This window comes from Aeromonas sp. AE23HZ002T15, from assembly GCF_054165525.2.
Genome location: NZ_CM201342.1, coordinates 2131736 through 2147420 on the forward strand (window position 1 = coordinate 2131736; position 15685 = coordinate 2147420).

Here is a 15685-nt window from a genome sequence, read left to right on the forward strand (position 1 = left end):
GGGCTCAGCGGCGGCTGATCTGGAGCGGCCCGAAGGTCTGGGCCACCGGCATGATTTCTATGCTGTTGATGTTGACGTGGGCGGGCTGCTGGCTGACCCAGAGCACGGTATTGGCGATATCTTCCGGCTGGATGGCCTGCACCCCCTGATAGACGGAGGCCGCCTTGGCGTCATCCCCGTGGAAACGCACGTTGGAGAACTCGGTGCCGCCGCACAGGCCCGGCTCCACGTTGGTGACCCGGATGGCGGTGCCCGCCAGATCCGCCCTCAGGTTCAGGCTGAACTGCTTCACGAACGCCTTGGTGGCACCGTAGACGTTGCCGCCCGGATAGGGATAGGTGCCGGCGATGGAGCCGATGTTCACCACGTGGCCGCGGTTGCGTTCAACCATGCCCGGCAACAGCAGGCGGGTGAGCAGGGTCAGGCCGCTGATGTTGGTGGCGATCATCTGCTCCCAATCCTCCAGCTCCGCCTTGTGGGCGGGCTCGAGCCCGAGCGCCAGGCCGGCGTTGTTGACCAGCAGATCCACCTGTTGCCACTCGACCGGGAGGCCCGCGATGGCGGCACGGGTAGCGGCCTTGTCCTGCACGTCGAACACCAGGGGCAGGAAGCGCTCGCCGAGTTCTTCGGCCAGGGCGGTCAGCCGCTCGGCCCGTCGGCCCGTGCCTATCACCCGATAGCCGGCGTTCACCAGCAGGCGGCTGATGGACTCACCAAAACCGGACGAAGCGCCCGTTACCATTGCAATCATCTGAACCTCCATTGTCATCTATCTTGTTGATAGCTAAAAACAATTCAATTATCTCGCCCAGGATCCGCGAACCGTCGCCAGAGAAACACCAGCAGGTGCAGCCCGAACAGGCCCGAGCCCCCAAGGGCGAACAGCAGGGCGGTGAGGGCATTGACCGAGGCATCGGCCCCCAGCCACCACCAGGCCAGCCAGCCGACCAGGCCAATGGCGAAGGTCTGGCCGGCGCAGACCGGGCAGCGCCCCAGCCTGGCGCGGATGGCGGTGGCGAGGCAGTCATCACAGCTCATGCCAGCCCCTCGATGCCTCGCGGCTTATTCCGCCCCGGATGGCGGCGAAGCCATCGTCGCGGCTCATGCCCGATCCTGTTCAACGGGCCGCAGTGACAACACCAGCCGGTGTGCATGCTGGCCCGGCCCGTAATAGTCCGGCAGCCTGAGCCGGGAGCGAAATCCCAACCCATGGTAGAGGGCACCGGCCTCGGCATTGGCATCGGCCACCTCGAGGCGGATGGCCCCCCAGCCTGCGGCCCGGCCCTCGGCGATCACCTGCTCCAGCAGGCGGCGGGCCCAGCCCTGGCGGCGCACGGTCCAGCGGATGGCGAGGGTCTGGATGGTGAGCCTGTCCCAGCCCCTGTGCTCCAGCACGCACAGATAGCCCATCAGTTGCTCCTTCTCATCCAGCAACAACAGGGTGCGGCCCCTGGCCTGATTGAGCAGATAGTGCCAGCGGCTGCGGCCGAAGGCGACCTCGGGGGGAAAACAGTAACGCTCCAGCCGGGTGATGGCGCCCAGATCGTCGGGTTGGGCGGCACGTAGGGTCAACAAGGCGTGTCCTCGTTCGGTTATTTATCCTCAGCACCAAAAATGCGACTTGTATCACAAGTTACCAAGGCAGATAGTAGGCACTGTAACCTCTTGTTTCCCCTCGCGCCATTGTCGTGCTTGTCGGTGCATCGAAGCCCACTGGGGAGACTGCCATCCGGGCAGTCCTTTTTGTGGAGCCGAAAATATGAGTACCTATGTCATCGTCGAGGAGTTGGGCGACTGGCCCTGCCATGCCGACTATCTGCTGACCGCCCGTACCTACCTGCAGCACGGCCTGCCCACCACGGGGGGGCGTCCCCGCATCATCAACCTCTGTCGCAGCCTGGAGCACCTGAGCGCCGGCTACTACTGCTCCCTGCTGGCCCAGGCCCGCAGCCACCACTGCCTGCCCGGCTTGCAGGCCATCAGCCAGCTGCAACCCCAGCAGCCGCCGGCCAAGCTGTGGCGCAAGCTGCAGGGCTGGCTGAGCCGCCAGAGCGAGGACAGGATCCGGGTACGCGCCATCTTCGGCCAGTGCGAGCAGAGCGAATTGGCGGGGCTGGCCCGCTACTACTACGGCCTGAGCCAGTTGCCGCTGCAGGAGCTGACACTCAAGCGCGGCCGCCACGGCTGGTCGGTGCGCCAGCAGCAGAGCCTGTCACCGCTTGAGCTGAGCCAGGGCGAGAAGGAGCTGATGCTGCAGCACGCCCAGGCCCTGGTGGGGGCCAGCGACGAGGAGCAGGCGGCGCCGCTCTATCAGCTCGCCATCCTGGTGGATCCCAACGACGGCCGTGCCAGCAGCGACGAGCTGGCCCTCGGCCGCTTCATCCAGGCCGCCGCCGCCCAGGGGATCCGGGCCGAGATCCTGGCCCCCTCCGCCATCGAGCGGCTGCCTGAGTTCGACACCCTCTGGCTGAGATCCGAGACGGCGGTGGGCCACTACACCTTCGAGTTCGCCCGCCGCGCCGAGCAGCTCAAGATGCCGGTGATCGACAGCTCCCGCGCCATCCTCGCCTGCAGCAACAAGCTCTACCTCTACGAGCTGATGGTGCGCAGCGGCGTGCCCATGCCCCCGACCATGGTGGTGACCCGCCGCGGTCGCCACCATGTGGACGAGCTGGTGCAGCGGCTCGGTCTGCCGCTGATGGTGAAGGTCCCCGACGGTGCCCAGGGGCGGGATCTCGCCATGGCGAGCGACGAGCAGCAGCTCGCCCGCCTGCTGGACGAGGGGCTTGGTCGCTCCGCCCTGCTGCTGGTGCAGAGCCGGATCCCCGCCGAATTCGACTGGCGCATCGGCTTCCTCGACGGCTCGCCGCTGTTCGCCTGCCGCCGCTTCCGCCCGGAGCCCGGCAACCGGATCCGCCGCCGCAAGCACCCCCTCGACCTGAGCCGCATCGAGGCGCTCCCCCTGAACGAGGTGCCGGAGCGGGTGCTGCAGACCGCGCGCCGCGCCGTCCATCAGCTCGGCAACGGCCTGTTCGGAGTGGACCTGCGCCAGCAGGGGCGAGACTGCGTCTTGCTGGAAATCATCGACAATCCCTGGATACGTGGCGATATTGAAGACAAGGAGGCGAAGGACCTCTATGAGCGCCTGGCCAGGGCCTTCCGGCAACGGCTGGAGAACCGGGGGCAGGGCGCGGCCGGATAACAAGATCGAATGCAGAGGTGAACATGATGACAACGCAGTGGTGGGACATAGCGCCCCTCGGCTGGGAGAACATCCTGGCCTGTCTGGTGTGCGGCGGTCTGGTGGGGCTGGAGCGCCAGCTCCACGGCAAGCCGGTCGGCATTCGCACCTCCTCTCTCATCGTGCTCGGCACTTACTGTTTTCTCGCCATCGGCGCCGCCGTCAGCACGGTAGCCGCCGATCAGGCCCGGGTGCTGGGCCAGCTCATCACCGGCATCGGCTTTCTCGGTGCCGGCGTCATGATGACCCGGGATGGCCAGGTTTTGGGGGTCACCTCGGCCGCCACCATCTGGATGCTGGCGGCCCTCGGTGCCCTCATCGGCATCGGATTGCTGCACCAGGCCCTGCTGCTCACCGGCGTCACCCTGGGGATCCTGGTGGGGGTTCACTACCTGGAGACCAGCTTCAAGAGCCTGCGCCGCGGCGTACACGACAGGCTGGAGATCTGGCGCAACGGCAATGGCCATCCCCCCGCCGGCAACCACAGGGACGAGCTCGGCAGCGGCATCGAGAAGTAACGACGCCTCGAGGGCGGATCAAAAAGGGCTCCCATGGGAGCCCTTTTTCCTGCCTGATGCCCCTCGTTATTGCAGCAGCAGGAAGCGACCCGTCAGAGGCGGCAACTCGACCGTCACGCTGCTGCCGCCGATGCTCAGGCTCTCGCCGCTCTGCAAGTCCACCAGGGCGCTGCCGCTGCGCAGCTTGCCGACCGGCAGGCTGTAGCTCTGGGGCGTGCTGGAGACGTTGAGCAGATAGACGATCTGCTCGGCAGAGTTCTGCTTGATGTCCCCGTAGACGCTGCCGTCCGCCACCAGCTTGACCCGTTCCCCCTGATAGAGGGCGGGGTGAGCGGCACGCAGGGCCAGCAGCCTGCCGAGCCAGGCCTTGAGATCCGCCTGCTCGCCGCTCGGCACGAAGCCGGTGACGCCCGGTACCTTGCCATCGCTGCGGGCCACGTGATCGTCGCACAGCCCCTGGGCCGCACAGTCGCCGCTCACCGCCTTGGCGAAGCCCGGTACCTCGTCGCCGAACTCCTCCCCGTAATAGAGGGTGATGGGACCGGAGCGGGCCGCGAGGAAGCTCAGGGCCGCCTTGTGGCGCAGCCAGTAACCCGCCGGATCGAAGTCGCCGCGCTCCAGCAGGTCGCCGAAGCGCACCAGATCGTGGTTGCCCAGCATCAGGTTCGGCATGGCATGGTTCGGGTAGTTCTCCACCTTGTTCCAGCTGGCGTCGAGCACGCTGGCCCCCTGCCCGCCCTTGCCGGACTCCTCCACCGCCAGGGCCTGCACCAGGCCGTAGCGCAGGGGGAAATCGAACGCCGAGGGGAGCGCCGGCTTGTCGCTCGGGCCATAGGCCTCGCTGCGGATCTCGTCCGCCCCCTTCCACACCTCACCCACCATGTATCCAAGGGTACCCCACTGCTGACCGGCGGCCTTGCGGGCCGCGCTCGCCTGCTCCACCTCGGCGCGGATGGCGCGCCAGTCGTCGAGACCCAGCTGATAGGCCTGATCGAGGCGCCAGCCGTCGATGCCGTACTGCTCGATCCAGTGACGGGCCACCTCCCTGAAGTAGGCGAGGCTCTCGGGCTTGCCGTAATCCACCAGTTGGCCGGGATAGCCGGCGCCGCCGCTCTTGAGGGCTGGCAGACGCCCCTCCGGAGAGGGCTTGCTCACCCCCACTTTATTTACGTGGCCGAACACACCATCGAGCAGGACATAGAGTCCCCGCTTGTGGGCCTCGTCCACCAGGGTCTTGAGCTCGGCATTGGTGCCGAAGTTGGGGTCGATGTTGAAGAAGTCACAGGCGAAGTAGCCGGTGGCGTCCAGCCTGTCGTCCCCCCCCTGACCGGCGCAGGAGTCGAAGACCGGGGTCAGCCAGAGGGCGTTGACGTTGAGACTCTTGATGTGGTCCAGGCTCTGGATGATCCCCTGCAGATCGCCGTTATGCTGGGAGGGGCCATAGCCAACCCCGTAGTTGGCACCGCCGTTCCCGTCGACGAAGGATTCCACCATCACCTGATAGATCCTCAGGTTGCAGGCGGCCAGATCCGTGCCATAGCAGGCCCGGGCGGCCGCAGGCGGAGGCGGAGGCGGATTGACCACGGGCGGCTGGGTCTCGGCATTGGAGCCACCGCCGCCACTGCCGCACGCAGAGAGGAGCAAGGCTGCCCCCAATAGAGCGCCATGGCGCAACTTTCCCTGTTTCATTGTTATCTTCCCGCTGTGGAGGTGCAGGCGCAGGGTGCGCCGTACTGCTGCCATAATAACCAGCGGGCAGAAGGGGGTCTGTGACTGAAAACGTTATCTGGTTCAGCGTGTTAGCGCAGCCGGTTCAATGCAGGTTGCGGCTGTTGAACGCCTCGCGCTCGTCGATGGGGGTGATGAGGTGATAGACCTCGTGGGCGGCCAGCACGCAACCGCCCGGCCAGGCCAGCTGATGGCGGTCGTTGATGAAGACCCGGGCGCAGCGCCGCTCGGTGGTCAGGGTGGCGAACAGGGGCTGGTCGCGCCAGGGGGTCAGATCCAGCGCCCCCGTGGTGCCGTCGGAGAGCACCACGAACAGGCACCACCCCTGCAGATACTCCACATCCAGAAAGACCGGCATGATCTCGGCTCCATTCGAGAGATACCGGCGCCATTATAGAGAAGCCCGCCCCCGGCTTGGTGATGGCAGTCACATTTCAATCAGCCGTTTATACCATCGACTCACCAATAAATGATGGTAAAACAGCGAGATGGCTCCCCGATACACATTTTTCCTGCCCCCGGCAGCAACCTTATTGCATTGCCACTGTCATATCCTTGCAACACAATAAAAAGTGGCCCCGGATGGGCTCTACAAACAGGCTTTTTTCAGGAAAAACAATGACAAGGATAAGGAATTGGATGGGACCTTTTTGGCCCATAGCCGTGTTTTCGGCGATCGCGCTAATCACCCTCTCCGCGAGCCGGATAGGCCTGGGACTCTGGCAGCAGGAGCGGGTTGACGCCGTCGACGGCTGGTCACAGCTGTTGCTGCAAGGCCTGAGGGTCGACTTCGCCACCCTCTGCTGGGTGTGGGGCGTGCCCGCCGTCTTCACCCTGCTGCTGGCCGGCCCCCATACCCTCGGTCGGCTCTGGATGCAGTTGATCCGGGTCTGGCTGACCCTGGGGCTCTGGCTGATGCTGTTCCTCGAGATCTCCACCCCCTCCTTCGTCACCGAATACGGGGTGCGTCCCAACCGTCTCTACGTCGAATACCTCATCTACCCGAAAGAGGTGCTCGCCATGCTGTGGGCCGGGCGCAAGGGAGAGCTGCTGCTCGCCCTGGTGTTCAGCACAGGCGTACTGGCCGGCGGTTGGTGGCTCGGCGGCCGCCTGATACGGGATCTCAGCTTCCCACGCTGGTACTGGCGGCCCGCCTTCGCCCTGCTGATCCTGGCCGTCGGCTTCCTCGGCGCCCGCTCCAGCCTGGGCCATCGCGCCCTCAACCCGGCCATGGTGGCCTTCGCCAGCGATCCCCTGATCAACGCCCTGGTGGTCAACTCCTCCTACTCCCTCTTCTTCGCCATCAAGCAGATGGGGGCCGAGGAGAATGCCGGCGAGTTCTACGGCGAGCTGCCCAGGGAGCGGATCCTGGCGCTGGTGCGTGAGGAGAGCGGCCGTCCGAGCCAGGATTTCAGCTCCGAGACCCTGCCGAGCCAGAGCTTCAACGAGGCCAGCCATACCGGCAAGCCGAAGAACCTGGTGATCCTGCTGCAGGAGAGCCTGGGCGCCCAGTTCGTCGGCTCCCTCGGCGGTCTGCCCCTCACCCCCAATATCGATGCCCTGTCGAAGGAGGGCTGGGCCTTCAACCAGCTCTATGCCACCGGCACCCGCTCGGTACGCGGCATCGAAGCGGTGCTCACCGGCTTCACGCCGACGCCGGCCCAGGCCGTGGTCAAGCTCGGCAAGAGCCAGACCAACTTCTTCACCATCGCGGACTTGCTCAAGCAGCGGGGCTACAGCACCAGCTTCATCTACGGAGGCGAGAGCCACTTCGACAACATGCGCAGCTTCTTCCTCGGCAACGGCTTCAGCCACATCGTCGAGCAGAAGGACTTCGAGAACCCTGTGTTCGAGGGCTCATGGGGCGCCTCGGACGAGGATCTGATGACCAAGGCGGACGAGACCTTCCGGGCCCTGAGCAAGGCGGGCAAGCCCTTCTTCAGCCTGGTGTTCAGCTCCAGCAACCACGATCCCTTCGAGTTCCCTGACGGGCGCATCGAACTCTTTGAGCAGCCCAAACAGACCCGCAACAACGCCGCCAAGTATGCGGATTACGCCGTCGGCGAGTTCTTCAAGAAGGCACGCCAGTCGGATTACTGGAAGGACACCCTGTTCCTGGTCATCGCCGATCACGACAGCCGGGTCGGCGGCGCCAGCCTGGTGCCCATCCCCCGCTTCCACATCCCCGGGGTCATCGTCGGTGAGGGCATAGCCCCCCGCCAAGATCAGCGCATCGTGAGCCAGATAGACATGGCGCCGACCCTGCTCTCCCTGATGGGGATAAGCGCCGACTACCCCATGCTGGGCAAGGATCTGACCCGGATGCCGGCGGACTGGCCGGGGCGCGCCCTCATGCAGTACGACAAGAACTTCGCCCTGATGCGGGGCAGGGACGTGGTGATACTGCAGCCGGAGCGGGATGCGGAGGGCTATGTGTATGATCCGGCCAGCCAGCGGCTCACCCGGGCACAGCAACCGGACGCCATGAAGGAGGCGGCGCTGGGGCTGGTGCTCTGGGGCAGCCTGGCCTATCAGCAAGGGCTCTACCAGACAGCGCCGGACAACTTGACCGTGCTGAACTGATGAGGGTCTAGAGACAAAAAAACCGCCAACTGGCGGTTTTTTTGTCTCTTGCGCGGCTCAGGGCTGGGAGAAGCAGGGCAATGAGCGGCTGAACTTGTGCTCGAACACCAGGGAGGTCTCCAGATGCACCACCTCCTCCCGCGCGGTGAAGTGATCGAACACGAAGTTGCGCAGATGTTCGGTGTCGGCGACGCACAGATGCACCAGGAAGTCGTCCTTGCCCCCCATGTGGAACAGGCTGATCACCTCGGGTAGGGCCAGGATGGCGTCGCGGAAGGCGTCGATGATCTGCCGGCTGTGGCGGGCCAGTTGCAGGGACACCATGGCCTGGATATGACCACCCAGCGCCTGATAGTCCACCTCGCAGTGGGCCCCCTTGAGCACCCCGTCCTGCTGCAGCTTGCGGACCCGCTCCAGACAGGTGGACGGAGCCACCCCGACCAGGGCGGCCAAATCCTTGTTGGTCATGCCCGCATCGCGAAACAGATGGGCCAGGATGTCCAAGTCCAGTTGATCCAGGTTTCTCATCTTCACTCCTTGCATCACTCGATTTTTTTAAGACTCTGCCCGTAAACCGGGCCGAACACAACGCTCATTGACATGGCAATCACTGTCTCTATGCTTTGCCGCACTCGGGCCCGGCGCCGACAGATCCGTTCAACACCAAGCCACCCTCACAAGGAATCCCATGCACCCCTCCCACCCCTTCTGGAGCCTGGAAGTTCCCCGTCTCGACGGCCAGTTGCTGCTGACTCCCTGCCCCGGCACCCAGCAGGTCCCCGCCCCGCAAGCCCTGAGCCAGCTGCAACTGGCCGGGGCCCGGGCACTCATCACCCTGGTGACGACTGATGAACTGGAGGCCCTGGGCCTGAGCCGGCTCGGCGCCGAGGCAAACGCCAGGGGCATGGGCTGGTTCCACCTGCCCATTGCGGACGACGAGGCACCGGATGCCGACTTCGAACAGGACTGGCGCCGGCTGTTGCCGGAGCTCATCGCCCTGCTGCGGGACGGCAAACAGGTCGCCATTCACTGCCGCGGGGGGAGCGGTCGCACCGGCCTGGTGGCGGCCGCCCTGCTGATGGCCCTGGGCCAGCCGCAATCGGAGGCCATGGCCGCCATCCGGGCCCGTCGGCCCAAGGCCTTCACCCTGGCCAGCCACCGCCTCTGGCTCGATGGCTGGGCAAGGAAGCTGGCCGACTGAGGGCATGACTCCTTGGGCTGCGGGTAAACGAACACCTTGCCGATGTCTTCCACCCGATGATCTCTAGGGCTTGGGCTGCTCGTAGGTGAACACCTTGCCGATATCCTCCACCTTGTAGCTGGTGAGCTGGTAGACGTAGTAGTTGAGCCAGTTGGAGAACAGCAGGTGGCCGTGGCTGCGCCAGCTGGCGCGGGGCGTCCGGGTCGGATCGTTGGCCGGGTAGTAGTTGACCGGCACGGCTGGGGTGAGCCCGGCCGCGAGATCCCGCTGGTACTCCCCGTCCAGGGTCGAGGCGTCATATTCCGGGTGGCCGGTGACGAACACCTGGCGACAATCCTTGGTCGCCGCCAGATAGACCCCCGCCTCCTCCGACTCGGCGAAGATCTGCAGATCGGTGTGGGCGCGAATGAGATCCCCGTCGAAGGCCGCATAACGGGAGTGAGGCGCCACGAACTCGTCATCGAAGCCGCGCAGCAGCGGCTCGTGCTCATCGAGACGATGGTGGCGATAGACCCCGGACAGCTTCTCGCCGTGGGTCTGTTTCTCCATGCCGTACAAGGCTTTCAGCGCCGCCTGCACCGCCCAGCACAGGAAGAGGGTGGAGGTCACATGCTGATGGGACCACTCGATGATCTCGACGATGCGCGGCCAGTAGACCACCTCCTCGAACTCCACCAGCCCGAGCGGCGCCCCCGTGATGATCATGCCGTCGTAGTTGTTGCCCCGCACCTGCTCGAAGTCATGGTAGAAGTTCTCGAGGTGAGCCTGAGGGGTGTTCTTGGACTCCCGATCGTCGATGCGCAGCAGATCCACGTCCACCTGCAGCGGCGAGTTGGAGAGCATCCGCATCAGCTGGATCTCGGTTTCTATCTTCTTGGGCATCAGGTTGAGGATGAGCACCCGCAGGGGGCGGATGTTCTGGGTGACGGCCCGGGATTCCGTCATGACGAAGATGTTCTCTTCCCCCAGCACTTCGGCGGCGGGCAACTGGTCCGGGATCTTGATCGGCATGCTGACTCCCTGTACTGCATCGGTAAATATGTCTGGACATCTAGAAGCCTATAATAAAGCGCCGGCCCTGTCATCAGATACCTTTTCTTCATTCCACCCTTTGACTAGCATACGACTTCACTCTGTTTCTCATGTCCAAGCCCATGACAGGTATCAAGATCTCGGTAGATCGGCTGCAAGTCGGCAATTATGTCTCCCTGCCACTGGGCTGGCGCGAACACCCCTTCCTGTTCTCCAGCTTCAAGCTCAAGAACGAGCAGGAGATAGCGCTCATCCGCCGGCTCGGCCTCAAGCTGGTGACCATCATCCCCGACAAGAGCGACACGCCCCCCAGGCCCGTCGACCAGGTCAGAGCGCCATCGACCGACGGCGGCACCCTCGCCAGCCGCCAGCAGGAGATGCAGCAGGAGAAGGCCAGGCGCATCGAACAGCTGCAGCGCTATCGCCGGGATCTGCAGCAGTGCGAGAAGCACTTCCAGCAATCCCTGGCCCAGGTGCGCAACCTGATGGGCAAGATCCAGTCCCGCCCTCTCAACGCCATCGGCGAGGCCAGGGAGCTGATCAACGCCATGACGGAGCAGCTGTTGTCGGTGGACGAGATGGTGCTGCACCTGGTGTCGGGCAGCGAGGATGACAACAGCCTGCAGTTCCACTCCCTCAACGTCAGCGTGCTCAGCATGCTGCTGGCTCGTGAGTGCAAGCTGCCGGCTGAGGCGATCCGCCAGGTCGGCATGGGGGCCCTGTTCCACGACATCGGCAAGCTGAAGCTGCCGAGCCAGTTGCTGCGCAAGAGCGGGCCCCTCACCAGGCCTGAGCAGAACCTGATGGCCCAGCATCCCCGCTACGGAGTGGATCTTCTGAGCCACGCCAAGGATTTTCCGGAGCAGGCCAGGAGCATAGTGCGCCACCACCACGAGTACCTGGATGGCAGCGGGCCAGAGGGGCTCAAGGGGGCGCAGCTCGATCCCCTGACCCAGATAGTCTCCCTGGTCAACGAGTACGACAACCTCTGCCATTTGAAGGCCAAGGTGCCCTACTCCGCCCTCGGCAACCTCTACAAGTTGCGCAAGGGGCAGTTCAACATCGACTACCTCGGCATGCTGATCCGGCTGATGGGGATCTACCCGCCGGGCAGCGTGGTGCAGCTCTCCAACGGCCAGGTCGGGCTGGTGATGTCGGTCAACAGTGCCCGCCTGCTCTACCCCGCGGTGCTGGTGTACGATCCGCGCATCCCGCGCCAGGAGGCGGCCATCATCGATCTCGAGCAGGCCGAACTCACCATCGCCAAGGTGATCCACCCCAAACGGCTGCCACCGGCTGTGTTCGAGTATTTGAACCCGCGCACCCGGATCAGCTACTACTTCGAACACGGCAAGCCCTGAGCAGGGCACTCATCTTTGACCTCAGGAGTCTGCATGCGCATCGAGATAATCAGCACGGGGGATGAAATCGTCACGGGTCTGGTGGTGGACACCAACGCCGCCTGGCTCAGCGCCCTGCTGCTGGAGCAGGGCTGGCAGGTGCGCCGCCGCGCCGCCGTCGGCGATAACCTCAAGGACCTCAAAGCCGTGCTGCAAGAGAGCAGCGAGCGCGCCGAGGTGGTGCTGGTATGCGGGGGGCTTGGGCCCACCGCCGACGATCTCACCGCCCAGGCGGCGGCCGAGGCGTTTGATCAGCCACTCACCCTATACCCAGACTGGCTCGCCACCCTGGAGGCTCGCTACCAAGCCCGGGGCATCCCCATGCCCGCCAGCAACGCCAAACAGGCCCATCTGCCCCAGGGCTGCGAGATCTTGGACAACCCGGTGGGTACCGCCTGCGGCTTCCTGGTCCGCCATAGGGCCGGCCACGGCCTGAGCCAGCTGTTCTTCACCCCGGGCGTGCCGTTCGAGTTCAAGCAGATGGTGCGCGAGCAGATCATGCCGCGCCTCAAGCGCCTCGCCGGGGAGCAGACCGACACCGAGTTGCGCCGTTTCTATACCTTCGGCATCTCGGAATCGGCGCTCTCCGACCGGCTGGATGCCGCCCCCTGGCCGACGGGCATCGAGCTCGGCTATCGCTCCTCCATGCCGCTCATCGAGTTGAAACTCATCGGCCACGGGGCGAGCGTGGTAGACATGGATGCCGCCGAGGCGCGCCTGCTCGGGGAGATCTCGCCCTGGTTGGTGGGACGGGGGAACCAGGAGCCGGCCAGCCAGATCCTGGCCCTGTTGGGCGAGCGGCCGCTCACCCTGATGGAGGGGGAGAGCCGGGGCGCCCTGCTCGGCCTCTGCCACGACTATCCCCAACTGCAGGCGCACTTCGACCCTCAGCTACCCAGCGAGCTGGCGCAGCTTGCAGGTGCAGGAGCTGGGCTCAGCCTCACCATAGGAAGGGCGGGAGCCGATGGTGTGCCCCTGATGCTGTGCGCCGATGGCGAGTCCATCGGCCAGACCCTGAAGGTCCGCCACCCGGATCCGGGCAGCGGGCGCCGGATCCTCGCCTTCGCGGCCCTCGACATGCTGCGCCGCCACCTCTTGGGGCTGCCGGTGATCGCGGACTACCTCACCCTGCCAAGAAGCGCCGAGCGCCGGCGTTAGCCTCCGTCAGCGCCAGTGGCCCCGGGCTCAGAGGATCGGCAACAGGGATGCCAGGGTTCCCAGCCCCTGGCCACCCTGAACCCAGTAACTGGCCAGCGCCAGGGTCAGCAGGCAGAAGGCCGCCTCGTAACCGCCCCCGCTCTTGAGGGGCAGGCCGGGCAACCGAAAGCGCCGACGCAGGGGCCAGAACAGGGGGATCCCCGCCGGGGTCAGCCAGTCCCCCAACAGATGGCTGAGGTAGCCGATGATGAGGGCATCCTTCACCGCCACCGAGATAAGGCCGGGCCCCTGAAACTGCGCCAGCCCCCAGACGCCGGCCCCCACCGCCAACAGGCTGTGGGTGAAGCCGCGATGACCGAACAGCCGCGACAGCGGCCCCGAGATCCAGGGCAGGCGCCGACCGAGCAGGGACTTGGGGTGATCGAGATCCGGCAGCAGGGCGCTGGCCAGGGCCAGCGGCACCAGTTGCCAGAGGCTGGCATCTGCCAGGGCCGGAGTCAGCTCCAGCTTGTGGGCGATCAGGGTGCAGGTAACGGCAAACAGCAGGTGGCCTTGGGCGGTCATGATGGGGAGCGATGGAGCAAGAGATGGACGGATGGGGTGCAGGCCCGGCGAGACCGGGCGGCCGATTAGAATCCCTCCCGTCGCAATGAGCAAGACGAATGTTGCTCAAACCTCACTTTCACAGTCACTTATGCCAGAGAACACCCGTCTCAATCGTCATTTACGACTCATACAGCACCAGTCTCACCATCCGACAAGAAGGTCGACCAGCCAGAGAAGGCCGGCCGACCCGGATCAATCCAGGCTCTTCTTGAAGCGGCGGGCGGCCAGGGTCAGCATCAGCAGGGTGAAGCCCGCCAGCCAGAGCACGTCCGGCAGCAGATCCCCCATGTCGCCGCCCCTCAATACGATGCCTCTGATGAGCCGCATGAAGTGGGTGGCGGGCAGCACCTCGGCGACCCACTGGGCCGGCACCGGCATCCCCTCGTAGGGGAACATGAAACCCGACAGCAGGATCGACGGCAGCAGGATGAACACCGTCATCTGCATCGCCTGCAACTGGGTCTGGGCCAGGGTGGAGATGAGCAGCCCCAGGGTCAGACTGGCGGCGATAAACAGCAGGGTCGCCAGCAGCACCTGGCTCAGGGCGCCGTTGATGGGCACCGCAAAGATGAGGTGGCCGAGGCCGAGGATGATCACTACCTGGACGAGCCCCACCACTATGTAGGGCAGGATCTTGCCGATCATCAGCTCCAGCGAGCTGACCGGGGTGGTGATGAGCAGCTCCAGGTTGCCGCGCTCCCGCTCCCGCACTATGGCCGCCGAGGTGAACATGATCATGGTCATGGTCAGGATCACCCCGAGCAGGCCGGGCACTATGTTGACCGCCGCCCGGCGGGAGGGGTTGAAGTAGAGCACGGTCTCGAAGGTGGGGGGGGCGCTCTCGGCCCCCGGCTTGAGTCCGGTGAGGGGCATGGCGCGCAGCCCCAGCAGGGCGCCGGCGATGACGGTATCCGAGCCATCCACCAGCCACTGGCCCGCACTCTCCCCGTCGCTCAGGCGGCGACTCAGATCCCGGGGCAGCACCAGCACGGCGCGCACTTCCCCCCGGGTCAGAGCGGCCTCCGCCTCCTGCAAGCCCACGTAGCGCCGCTCCATCTGCACCACCTGGGTGGCCTTGACCGCCTCCACCAGCAGCCGCCCCGGCACGCTCTCGCTCATGTCCACCAGCCCGGCCGGGATCTGGCGCACGTCCGTGTTGATGGCGTAGCCGAACAGCAGCAGTTGCAGCAGGGGGATCATGACCACCATGCCGAAGGTCAGCCTGTCCCGCGCCAGCTGCCTCAGCTCCTTCTGGGTGATGGCCCAGAGCCGCCTCAGACTGTTCATGCCCTGCGCTCCTGGCCGGTGCAGCTGACAAAGACGTCTTCCAGGCTGGGTCTGACCGGAGCCAGGCTGGCGTCCGCCAGGGCCGGGCAGGCCTGCCGCAGCCAAGGCACTGGATCCGCCAGCTCCTTGTCCACCAGCACCCGCAGCCGCTGGCCGAGCTGGGCGGCGGAGCGCACCGGCGCCAGTTGCAGCAGCTGCTGCTTGAGCAGCCGCAGATCATTGGCCTGCACCTCCACCACCCGGGTGCTCATGGCCTCCATCAGCGCCTGGGGAGAGCCCTGGGCCCGCACCTTGCCCGCCTCCATGATGGCGAGGCCGTGACAGCGCTCCGCCTCGTCCATGTAGTGGGTGGTGACCAATATGGTGGTGCCCCCCTCGCTGAGATCGAACAGCTTCTCCCAGAAGTCGCGCCGGTTCTGGGGATCCACCGCCGAGGTGGGCTCGTCCAGCAGCAGCAGATCCGGGCTGTGGATCACCGCCGCCGCCAGTGCCAGCCGCTGCTTCTGGCCGCCGCTCATGGCCCCGGCACGGCGCCGTGCCAGCGGAGTCAGCTCATAGGTCGCCAGCAGCTCGTGCAGCCGGGCGTCGAGGGCCCGGCTCCCCATGCCGTGGATCCGGCCCATGAACTCCAGGTTTTCCCAGGCGGTGAGCTCGTCGTAGAGAGAGAACTTCTGGGTCATGTAGCCGATGCGCCGGCGCAGCGCCTCCGCCTGTTTCGGGATGGAGAGTCCCAGCACCTCTATCTCCCCCTCGGAAGGGGTGAGCAGGCCGGTCAGCATCCGCAGGGTGGTGGACTTGCCACAACCGTTGGGGCCGAGGAAGCCCTGGATCTGCCCCCTGGGCACCGCCAGCGCCAGCCCGTCCACGGCGAGGAAGTCGCCGAAGCGGCGGCTCACCCCGTGGGCACTGATGGCGAGATCCCTCAGGGATG

16 protein-coding genes are annotated in these 15685 nt (G+C 65.5%); 6 read left to right on the forward strand and 10 right to left on the reverse strand.

Annotation, left to right across the window (positions count from 1 at the left end):
* Positions 1 to 4: 4 nt before the first annotated feature.
* From ACT5M9_RS09835 to ACT5M9_RS09845, 3 genes are all read right to left on the reverse strand, one after another.
* Complete coding sequence (locus ACT5M9_RS09835; protein WP_457981814.1) at positions 5 to 751, reverse strand: SDR family oxidoreductase; 747 nt, start codon at positions 749 to 751, stop codon at positions 5 to 7.
* Positions 752 to 795: 44 nt separating this feature from the next.
* Entirely contained in the window at positions 796 to 1038 is a 243-nt protein-coding gene (locus ACT5M9_RS09840) for a DUF3624 domain-containing protein (protein WP_457981813.1), read from the reverse strand.
* Positions 1039 to 1101: 63 nt separating this feature from the next.
* Positions 1102 to 1575 (reverse strand): GNAT family N-acetyltransferase, encoded by a 474-nt coding sequence (locus tag ACT5M9_RS09845; protein WP_457981812.1) that lies wholly within the window; start codon positions 1573 to 1575, stop codon positions 1102 to 1104.
* A 184-nt stretch (positions 1576 to 1759) separates the two neighbouring features.
* On the opposite strand from ACT5M9_RS09845, the gene ACT5M9_RS09850 reads away from it, so the two are divergent.
* Both ACT5M9_RS09850 and ACT5M9_RS09855 read left to right on the forward strand, forming a co-directional pair.
* Positions 1760 to 3202, forward strand: a complete 1443-nt coding sequence (locus tag ACT5M9_RS09850) for a RimK family ATP-grasp domain-containing protein (RefSeq protein WP_457981811.1) — start codon at positions 1760 to 1762, stop codon at positions 3200 to 3202.
* Positions 3203 to 3225: 23 nt separating this feature from the next.
* Positions 3226 to 3759 (forward strand): MgtC/SapB family protein, encoded by a 534-nt coding sequence (locus ACT5M9_RS09855; RefSeq protein ID WP_457981810.1) that lies wholly within the window; start codon positions 3226 to 3228, stop codon positions 3757 to 3759.
* 66 nt (positions 3760 to 3825) lie between these two features.
* Here ACT5M9_RS09855 and ACT5M9_RS09860 read toward each other — a convergent pair whose 3' ends face one another.
* Positions 3826 to 5448, reverse strand: coding sequence for an alpha-amylase family glycosyl hydrolase (locus ACT5M9_RS09860; protein ID WP_457981809.1), 1623 nt, complete (start codon positions 5446 to 5448; stop codon positions 3826 to 3828).
* 124 nt (positions 5449 to 5572) lie between these two features.
* The gene (locus ACT5M9_RS09865) at positions 5573 to 5845 is read right to left on the reverse strand and encodes a DUF2442 domain-containing protein (RefSeq protein WP_438551640.1); all 273 of its coding nucleotides are present in this window, start codon (positions 5843 to 5845) and stop codon (positions 5573 to 5575) included.
* Between the two features lie 260 nt (positions 5846 to 6105).
* Between ACT5M9_RS09865 and ACT5M9_RS09870 the strand changes: the two genes are divergently transcribed.
* Entirely contained in the window at positions 6106 to 8070 is a 1965-nt protein-coding gene (locus ACT5M9_RS09870) for an LTA synthase family protein (RefSeq protein ID WP_457981808.1), read from the forward strand.
* A 57-nt stretch (positions 8071 to 8127) separates the two neighbouring features.
* On the opposite strand, the gene ACT5M9_RS09875 is transcribed toward ACT5M9_RS09870, so the two are convergent.
* Entirely contained in the window at positions 8128 to 8598 is a 471-nt protein-coding gene (locus ACT5M9_RS09875; protein ID WP_438551642.1) for an Lrp/AsnC family transcriptional regulator, read from the reverse strand.
* A gap of 160 nt (positions 8599 to 8758) precedes the next feature.
* Between ACT5M9_RS09875 and ACT5M9_RS09880 the strand changes: the two genes are divergently transcribed.
* Positions 8759 to 9271: a phosphatase domain-containing putative toxin gene (locus tag ACT5M9_RS09880; protein ID WP_457981807.1), complete on the forward strand. Its 513-nt coding sequence runs from the start codon at positions 8759 to 8761 to the stop codon at positions 9269 to 9271.
* Between the two features lie 63 nt (positions 9272 to 9334).
* Here ACT5M9_RS09880 and metA read toward each other — a convergent pair whose 3' ends face one another.
* Positions 9335 to 10282: a homoserine O-succinyltransferase MetA gene (metA, locus tag ACT5M9_RS09885; protein WP_457981806.1), complete on the reverse strand. Its 948-nt coding sequence runs from the start codon at positions 10280 to 10282 to the stop codon at positions 9335 to 9337.
* A 143-nt stretch (positions 10283 to 10425) separates the two neighbouring features.
* On the opposite strand from metA, the gene ACT5M9_RS09890 reads away from it, so the two are divergent.
* Positions 10426 to 11664, forward strand: a complete 1239-nt coding sequence (locus ACT5M9_RS09890; protein WP_457981805.1) for an HD-GYP domain-containing protein — start codon at positions 10426 to 10428, stop codon at positions 11662 to 11664.
* A gap of 33 nt (positions 11665 to 11697) precedes the next feature.
* Complete coding sequence (locus ACT5M9_RS09895; protein WP_457981804.1) at positions 11698 to 12861, forward strand: CinA family nicotinamide mononucleotide deamidase-related protein; 1164 nt, start codon at positions 11698 to 11700, stop codon at positions 12859 to 12861.
* Positions 12862 to 12888: 27 nt separating this feature from the next.
* On the opposite strand, the gene ACT5M9_RS09900 is transcribed toward ACT5M9_RS09895, so the two are convergent.
* The 3 genes from ACT5M9_RS09900 to ACT5M9_RS09910 form a co-directional block, all read right to left on the reverse strand.
* On the reverse strand, positions 12889 to 13425 hold the full coding sequence (locus ACT5M9_RS09900) for a metal-dependent hydrolase (RefSeq protein ID WP_457981803.1): 537 nt from the start codon (positions 13423 to 13425) through the stop codon (positions 12889 to 12891).
* A gap of 234 nt (positions 13426 to 13659) precedes the next feature.
* Positions 13660 to 14754 carry an ABC transporter permease gene (locus tag ACT5M9_RS09905; RefSeq protein ID WP_457981802.1) on the reverse strand — a complete coding sequence of 365 codons (1095 nt, stop codon included), beginning with the start codon at positions 14752 to 14754 and terminating at the stop codon, positions 13660 to 13662.
* Positions 14751 to 15680 (reverse strand): ABC transporter ATP-binding protein, encoded by a 930-nt coding sequence (locus ACT5M9_RS09910; RefSeq protein WP_457982035.1) that lies wholly within the window; start codon positions 15678 to 15680, stop codon positions 14751 to 14753. Before ACT5M9_RS09910 ends, ACT5M9_RS09905 begins: the two co-directional genes overlap by 4 nt.
* Positions 15681 to 15685: the final 5 nt, after the last annotated feature.